At 36.1% G+C, this 7,815-nt stretch carries 9 protein-coding genes; 3 read left to right on the forward strand and 6 right to left on the reverse strand.

Annotation, left to right across the window (positions count from 1 at the left end; genetic code table 11):
- The 3 genes from EG2_RS17775 to EG2_RS19280 form a co-directional block, all read right to left on the reverse strand.
- A partial coding sequence (locus EG2_RS17775) for a LysM peptidoglycan-binding domain-containing protein (RefSeq protein ID WP_156424257.1) occupies window positions 1–2,533 on the reverse strand: 2,533 nt, incomplete at its 3' end.
- A gap of 245 nt (window positions 2,534–2,778) precedes the next feature.
- A complete protein-coding gene (locus tag EG2_RS17780) occupies window positions 2,779–3,246 on the reverse strand; it encodes a hypothetical protein (protein WP_060815649.1) in 468 nt (155 codons plus the stop codon).
- Between the two features lie 21 nt (window positions 3,247–3,267).
- The gene (locus EG2_RS19280; RefSeq protein ID WP_164742214.1) at window positions 3,268–3,420 is read right to left on the reverse strand and encodes a hypothetical protein; all 153 of its coding nucleotides are present in this window, start codon (window positions 3,418–3,420) and stop codon (window positions 3,268–3,270) included.
- 500 nt (window positions 3,421–3,920) lie between these two features.
- Here EG2_RS19280 and EG2_RS19285 point away from each other — a divergent pair, with 500 nt between their 5' ends.
- The 3 genes from EG2_RS19285 to EG2_RS17795 all read left to right on the forward strand — a co-directional run bounded on the left by EG2_RS19285 (window position 3,921) and on the right by EG2_RS17795 (window position 5,352).
- Window positions 3,921–4,262, forward strand: coding sequence for a hypothetical protein (locus EG2_RS19285; protein ID WP_060815650.1), 342 nt, complete (start codon window positions 3,921–3,923; stop codon window positions 4,260–4,262).
- 192 nt (window positions 4,263–4,454) lie between these two features.
- Complete coding sequence (locus tag EG2_RS17790) at window positions 4,455–4,748, forward strand: hypothetical protein (protein WP_113850087.1); 294 nt, start codon at window positions 4,455–4,457, stop codon at window positions 4,746–4,748.
- Window positions 4,749–4,803: 55 nt separating this feature from the next.
- On the forward strand, window positions 4,804–5,352 hold the full coding sequence (locus EG2_RS17795) for a hypothetical protein (protein WP_060815651.1): 549 nt from the start codon (window positions 4,804–4,806) through the stop codon (window positions 5,350–5,352).
- Window positions 5,353–5,578: 226 nt separating this feature from the next.
- Here EG2_RS17795 and EG2_RS19975 read toward each other — a convergent pair whose 3' ends face one another.
- The 3 genes from EG2_RS19975 to EG2_RS17805 form a co-directional block, all read right to left on the reverse strand.
- The gene (locus EG2_RS19975; RefSeq protein ID WP_113850088.1) at window positions 5,579–5,674 is read right to left on the reverse strand and encodes a helix-turn-helix domain-containing protein; all 96 of its coding nucleotides are present in this window, start codon (window positions 5,672–5,674) and stop codon (window positions 5,579–5,581) included.
- 73 nt (window positions 5,675–5,747) lie between these two features.
- The gene (locus EG2_RS17800; RefSeq protein WP_060815653.1) at window positions 5,748–5,945 is read right to left on the reverse strand and encodes a hypothetical protein; all 198 of its coding nucleotides are present in this window, start codon (window positions 5,943–5,945) and stop codon (window positions 5,748–5,750) included.
- Between the two features lie 504 nt (window positions 5,946–6,449).
- Entirely contained in the window at window positions 6,450–7,625 is a 1,176-nt protein-coding gene (locus EG2_RS17805; RefSeq protein WP_060815654.1) for a replication initiation factor domain-containing protein, read from the reverse strand.
- Window positions 7,626–7,815 lie beyond the last annotated feature (190 nt).

The following is a 7,815-nucleotide window of genomic DNA, read 5'->3' on the forward strand; positions in this document are numbered from 1 at the left end:
TTGTAATCGCTGGTTTTTCATCCACTTTTGGCGTGGTAGTCACTCCAGATTTTGATTCCGCTTTTGGTGTCGTGGTAATCGCCGGTTTTGCTTCTACTTTTGGTGTTGTCGTAATCGCAGGTTTTGCTGGTGTAGAAACAATTGTTTGAATCGTTAAGACTTGACCCGGATGGATCGTATAATTTTTGATCTTGTTCCATTTCACTAGATCATCCATGCTCACGTCGTATCGATTGGCGATCAACCAAACAGAATCCCCTGCTTTTACGGTATAGCTGGTTCCGCTTTTTCCTACAGGAGTTGAATGACTCGTGGTCGTACCTTTTTTGACGACTAATACTTGGCCGGGGTGAATCAAATCACCTTTAATGCCATTCTGTTTGCGTAATTCATCGACGGTCACACCATATTTACTACTAATCAGCCATAAAGATTCACCATAAGAGACTTTGTGGATGACTGGATTTGTAGAAGCGGGTACTTTTGTCGTTGGTTTCCCTGATGAAACAGGCTGTTTGACTGTCAATTTTTGGCCAGGATGGATCGTATTATTCTTGATCTTATTCCAATTCACTAGATCATTCATACTGATCCCATGCATATTGGCAATCAACCAGACCGAATCCCCTGTTTTTACCGTATACGTCGTGTTAGTCGTAGGAGAAGTTTTTGGTGCTGGTTTTGATGCCGGTTTCGGTTCTTGTAAATGCATCACTTGTCCTGGATGAATGGTATTATTTTTGATCTTATTCCATTGGACAAATTTTGAAACGGATAACCCATACTTCTCACAGATCCCCCAAACTGAGTCTCCTGCTTTTACTTTGTAAGTGGCTGGCGTACTTGGTTTTGCCGCTGGCTTTGATGTGCTTGCTGGTTGTTTGACGATAACTTGTTGGCCTGGATGGATCAGATTATTTTTTATTTTGTTCCATTTGATGAAGTCATTCATACTGATGCCATACTTATTGGAAATAGACCATACGGATTCTCCCGCACGTACTTGATGCATCGTATTTTTGGGGGTCGTCGTTGGCTTCAGTTTCGTTGGAGAAGTTGGTTTCGTTACTGGCTTGGCAACAGGTTTGGCAGGTGCTTTGGGTTGGGCTTTGATCACTGGTTTCGGACGAGTTACCGGAGGAACATAGGACGCATTTGACTTTCTTCGTGCACTTGCGGCCGCCTGTGCCCGAGCTCGAGCGGCGGATTGTTTTTTGGCCCAATTTTGTGCTTGTTTTCTCGCTTTTGCTGCGGCTTGGGCACGAGCTCGTTGTGTGGCTTGCGCTTTGGCGCGGGCTGCTGCTTGTAATTTGGCACGGGCAACGGCTTTGGCGCGGGCTTGTTGTGCGGCTTGATGTCGTTTTTGTGCTTGTTGTTCATGGTAACGCCAGCGTTCGACCATTCGTTTCTTTTCCGCACGTTGTGCTTCCATCGTCTTATAGAACTGATGACTTGAATAAGCAGCTACCCCTGCCCCGATTACCAACATCGCTCCTTTGACAAGCAATGGAATGGCTAGAGGTAACGCACGTTTTTTTCGTGATCCGCTTGCTTGACGATTTCGAGAAGCACTGATTTCAGAAATCACTTGTTCTAATGCTTGTTCATCTTTTGCCTCTAACATCCGATCGATTTCCTCATCGGTACTTGCCAGAAAGAAGGCACTAAATGCCGTTCCTTCTTCCAGTTTTTTCTCTCGTTCATTATAGTACTGCGTAAGCAGTTGTTCAAATGTCTCTAGCGACGTTTCATTTTCTAGTCGTTCAATCTCATCGGCAGTGAGAAACTTCTTCAGCTCATCAAGTTCTTCCACACCAAAAGACTCATCCAATTGATTTAACAAAAGATATTCTAAAGCATCGGTCAATTCTTTTTCATTGCTTGATTCTATGACCAAACCTAATTCCTCTTCTGTCGCATGATCAATGTATTGATCGATTGCAGCATCAAAGGCTTTTTCATCAAACGCGACCATCGATTCCTCTTCTGGCTGATTTGAAGAAACCGCAGAAAGATCTCGGCGGCTTCGCCGTGAAACAACTGCTCCTTCATTTGAAGAGACTGGTTCGGCTATTTTTTCGTTAGGTTTATCAATACTTGGAGAGATATGTTTACCGAATGATTCAGAAGATCGTGTTCCTTCAAAATCAATCGTTGATGAATCAACTGCTTCCTTCGTTTCTTCTTCATGAGAAATCGTTTGTTCCTGAGGATCCGAAGACTTTTCGGTAGACTCATCGACTTCTTCTGGCACAGTTTCTTCGCTGGACTGGGTAAGATCACTTGATTCATCTGAACTGCTCGATACCGTCGTTTGAGTAGTTTCTGTTTTCTGTACTTCAACCTTTTCAGTTTGTCCATCAGATGCATCGTCCGAGCGTTCTGTAAGCTTCTCTTCCCCCTCACTATCAGATGCGATCGTTTCTTGTATCGCCACCGAATCGGCCACTGCAATCATACTTGGCACACAAGTGGAAGATGTTACCAACCATATACTTATACATACCCCAAATCGTAACACTTTTTTCAACATATTTTTCTTCCTTTCTTCATTTACACCTAATTAAAATAACGATCATTATCATACTGAAAATTGTAGAAACAAATTTAAATAGGTGTTTAAAGAAATAATATCATCATTTTTAATGATGATAAATAACAGGGAAGAAAAAAATGACCTTTCATTTTTGTAATATGATCAAGCAACTATAAAGATGGAACAAAATAAATAAACCGATAAAAGTAGAACAGATATTCCCAAGACATGTCTGATTTCCGTCATTCCGTTTTCTCATTTCTCTCATTTAATGTCATGGACACTTGGATATCTTTTAACTTCTGAATATGGGTTAACATCGATCTATTGGCTTTTACAACTACGTGTACGACACCTTTAGCTTTTCCTAGAATCAATTCTTTCTCTCTTTTCAATGGCTTTTTATCAGGCCCTACATATTCATGATTCGCTTTATCTATAAACCGAATCGTTAGCACATACGGCTTTTCCGGATCCGCATATTCAAATGAAAGATCTCCTTGATAGAGCACGTTTTCCGAAGGAATTGTCTCAGGTTTCTTTGTATCAAGAACTTCCGTCTCTAATAATAGCTCTGGAGATACCTCTTCCGTTGTGCTAGCAGGGGTTTGTTCCGTAACATCTTTATTAGAAAACAACGAGTTTCCAATAAAAAAAACACTTCCAAATATGCTTAATCCAACAATCAATACTATTAAACTTTTTTTCATACTTCTCTATTTTTTCACCTACTATTTTTCTATATTTTCTTTTTCTTGACTAGACTTCTTTTTTTGATTCTTCTCTTTTTCTTCCTGATCTCTTTCGCCTTCAAAATATTTAAATAACCCCCTTTCAAAAGCATTTCTAGGTTTCGGAGAATAAGGAATGCCTTTTTTCTTCATACAAACACCTCTTTTAACTATTTGATCTATTTTATACCACCACATTATCAAAATAACAAATGTATTAAAAGGAATTTCTTATTAAAACCATCTTGACCTTTTGGGAGATTTCAGTGCGATTTCTTTTTATTCCCATACTTTTTTCGTTGGTCGCTTTCGTATACCCAATCTAAGCGATCATCGGCAGCAGTGCTTTTACAACGAATGGTAGGACAAAACAAGGGGCGGAAAAACTTTTTTGATCATTTCATAAAAAACTTTTTCCTACAGCATTCCCTTGTTTTCTCTTACCACACGTTGTGACCTAAAAGCACGCCGACGAACGCTTAGCTATACGAAAATGACCAACCAAAACAAAAAAGTGAGGTGAATGGAAACAAAAAGAAATTGAAATCTCCTAAAAGGCCGCCCGCCTCGGAGACAACTTGCTGCCGAAAATGGTTGGTTGATTCGGCTAAGCATCAAATAAGGCAAATCAAACATTATTGGAGGAACAGATCATGAAAGCAAATACACCATACAAAGTAGGAGACATTTTTTATAGTAGTTGGGGCTATGAACAAACAAACGTTACTTTTTGGCAAATTATTAAATTAACCGAAAAAACAGCATGGTTTCGACCCATCAAAAAGCAAACTGTAAAAACCTATACTTCTATGAGTGGAGAAACTATGCCAATACCAAATGAATTTATTGATTATCCGCTTGCACGAACCAAAGACAGCATTGTTAGAAAACGAATTAATCCAGCCTTATATCCCAATGAATTATACGGTAATCGCAGTTGGGATACATTTTACCGCTATGATAATCAACCGGTTTATGAAAGCAGTTATTACTAAGAGGGTATTTCCCTCTTAGTCAACGTTACAAAAATAAAAGGAGCAAGAACAATGAAACCAATAACTCTATATGAAATCTTAGGTGAAGAACGGTCTGACAATTTACCAACAACGCATAAATTAAGAGTTCTTGCTTCTAAATCTATCGGTAAAAAATGATAACTGAGTATTTCTAATCAAGGAGAGATTGCAATGCTAAGAACAAATGCTATTCCTATCGTTGATTCTTACGATCGGAATACCAATAACTATTTAGGATCTTTTGAACAAACAGATGAAAATATTTTGAACTATGTTGCTGGGTTAAGTCCTTTTGAATCTGTACGTTTAGTTGAACATACAACAGATACACTCATTTTAACAACAATCGGCTACTTCTTCGATCAGGTATCTGACCAACAATGGTTACAACAGATTTTACCTAAACTTATCGCAAAACAAACTGGAAAAAGCACCATCGAAGCAGTCAAAATATTTTTTTACTAAATACATGTATTCATTCTCAAGGGATTTTTTCCCTTGAGTGAAAGGAGAAAGAATGATGTCCATACTTCAACCCTTTGGTGAACCAATCGAACGAACAGAATTCATTCAACACTATATGAAATTATTTGTTCAAGTTATTAAACACACTCATCAAATTGATGAATTTTATTCCAAAGAAATAGAGTATCTTCTAGCAGAAAAGCAAAAAATTGCTTTACTTTATGACTATTTTGTCGAAATGTATGATCGGGCACCAGATTACTTTTATTTATCTGATACACTTACTACTAACTTTTTAGCTAAAGAACATCTTTTTGCCTCACACACAAAAAACCTTATGTGTGTAGAACACTTTGTCAATACCTATCTTCATCTGTTAAAAACTCAAAAAATCTGTACATTTGAAGCATTTCGAACAGATTATCTATTTATTTTAGATCGTGAAGCATATCATGCAAAACTAGCATTTGAAAAGCAAAATCAAGCCATTGAAGGCTATCCAGAATTACGCATCCAAAACAATTCTTTTTTACAACAACGATTGTTGAAACAGCTAATAAATGGATTCCATCAACGAAATAAAGCCTATCAAAAAGATCAATAACTGGTTCTTTTTGATAGGTTTTTTCCATCAAAAACAGAAACTTCTTTTTTTAATTGTTTGATTACTTTTTTAGTCATAAAGATCATTCGAATTTTTTTAAATAAATTATCCATATCTTCTAATATTAATGGAACATCTGCAATTATTCGATCCCTATTCGTACCAAATAATTCAATCGATGAAGCATCAAAGAAAGAAACTATTTTTTCTAAATTACTAAATGTAGTTAGCTCTTATCTTCCTCAACATTAGAAACGCTTTGTACATTGACACCTAATTTATTAGCCAGCTCTTTTTGTGTAGCTCCCTTTTTCTTTGGCAATCTAGATACTTATACTCGAATTTTTCTATCACATAGCCCACTTCTAAACATTAAATTTTTTAAATATATTTTTTTATCCAAAATGTTGCTGCGCCCAATGAATTATCACTTGTATTTGATCCGCCACAAAATTCAACACGCTTATGATAAAATCTTTTGGCGTTGGCATTCCTTCTCCCGATAATAAAATTCTAAAACAAATATAGGCAATACCTAAAATAATCACTAATTTCAATACATACCAAACACCGGTAAGAAAATACTGTCCCATTTTTCCAACATATTCCTTTCTTTAAAGTGTTAATAACCAAATAATACTACAGACAATACAAACTAAAAGAAACAGTAATTTCAAAAAATGCCAACCTACAGAAAATAAAAATCGAATCATTTCTTTTCCCCTCTATTTTTCATATATAGATATAGTTTTTCTTCCAATACTTGTTGTAAATCTAGGATATCTTGCTTGGCAAATCGTCATATTTCATCATTGTTTTTACTGCTTTTTCGTATATCCACATACTTGTGTTGCATATAAATAAATCTTTGTCAACGAATATTTTAACGAATCACTAATACGATAGCTTAATACTTCCCCTATTTCTACATGTAACATTTTGATTGATTGTTGATAATCTAAATATTCTTTAAATAACTGTAGATCATTTCCAACACATAGGATCGTTTCTTTTATTAATTGTTAACAAGCAATCATATACTCTCCCCATCATTGGTCTTCTGTTTTAATCATGTTTCACCCATCTTATCGCAAGCTTTATAGCAAATAATGAATCGCGTCTGGATTTTCTTGTATATATTCATAAACAGCACGCACCTCATCTTCTACAATTTTTTCATCTTGTTCCCGTAATTCTGTTTCTTCTAAAATTTCTCCAAATCGATTCAATCCTAAAATTTCATCCACAGTTTTTACAATCTTCATTGTACGAGCAGGTTGTGTCTTTAAATACATCAATTTCCGATTATAATTTGGCTTTTCTGGTGTCATTGTCAAATTGACTTTTCCAACGTTCTGAATCAATTTTCCCCATGGTTTCCACACATTTGTGTTTTTCTCTCCCTCAAACATTATTAACTGATTGGATAAAATCCCCATCGTTAAATCTGAAAAATCTACTTTATTTAAGTATTGTTCAATAAAACTGACCGCTTTTGCATCACGTAAGCGAATTTCATAACGATTTTTTACCTCGACCTCTTCCAACGGAAGTTTCTGCTTTTTTGCAATTTCATAATTTTTCTGATAAAAACAAAAATACATCAAACTTTGTGAACTACCTAAATAAACAGATAAGCCACTACTTAGATTATCTAACAACTGTTTTTCTTCTTGAAATCGCCAGGTTCGAAATTTTGAATCAAATTCGCCACGATTTAGTTTTTGTGCAAATTCATGTAAAGAAAATAGTTCTTCAAAATCATCTACCGCAATATCAATTCTTCGAGGCACACCATTGAAAGAGACACATCGTGTAAAGAATTGATACCAACTATCATTTCGTTCATCCAGTACACTTTCATAATTCCGACAGCCTTGACCAGATAATTCGATCAACACTCCTTTATCGTCACCTTTTTTAGAATTTAATACACGGATCATGCCTTTTTGATACATTTCAATATAACCATATAAGCGGGTTTCTGCATAAAAAAAAGAGTTAAAATCCATTCCCAAAATTTCTTCCACAACTGTTTTCGTATCATTTGTCGGAACTCGTACACGGACATAATCAAATTTAATTTCTAAACTCGTAAAACTTGAAAAATTCGCATAAAATTCACAAAGTGCTTCTTCTTGTTCTTTCGAGCAACTTCGTTGGTCATTTTCTATCATTGATAAAAAAGATTGTGGCCATCCTAATGTATCTGCCACTAATTTCTGCGTCAAATTCCGACTTAACCGCATTTGCTTTAATTGTGTCCCATCCAAATATATCTTTCCTTTCTTTTGTGATATTTTATGTTACAAAGCGAAGAAAAATATCACAAAATTTTTGAAGCAAAATAGTGTTATATCAATGTTTCAATCACCCATCTTTGCCACCGAATATAAATTCTACCCCCCTGTTAGAATATGGGGGTTTTAGGCGTGCGCTACGCGCACGCCCCACAATGCATCC

The sequence above is a fragment of the Enterococcus gallinarum NBRC 100675 genome (assembly GCF_001544275.1).
Lineage (GTDB): Bacteria > Bacillota > Bacilli > Lactobacillales > Enterococcaceae > Enterococcus_D > Enterococcus_D gallinarum.

Bases quoted from the DNA above. Each gene is read 5' to 3' on its own strand.
- EG2_RS17780 (WP_060815649.1), bottom strand. From the start codon at position 3,246: ATGAAAAAAAGTTTAATAGTATTGATTGTTGGATTAAGCATATTTGGA.
- EG2_RS19280 (WP_164742214.1), bottom strand. From the start codon at position 3,420: ATGAAGAAAAAAGGCATTCCTTATTCTCCGAAACCTAGAAATGCTTTT.
- EG2_RS19285 (WP_060815650.1), top strand. From the start codon at position 3,921: ATGAAAGCAAATACACCATACAAAGTAGGAGACATTTTTTATAGTAGT.
- EG2_RS17790 (WP_113850087.1), top strand. From the start codon at position 4,455: ATGCTAAGAACAAATGCTATTCCTATCGTTGATTCTTACGATCGGAAT.
- EG2_RS17795 (WP_060815651.1), top strand. From the start codon at position 4,804: ATGTCCATACTTCAACCCTTTGGTGAACCAATCGAACGAACAGAATTC.
- EG2_RS17800 (WP_060815653.1), bottom strand. From the start codon at position 5,945: ATGGGACAGTATTTTCTTACCGGTGTTTGGTATGTATTGAAATTAGTG.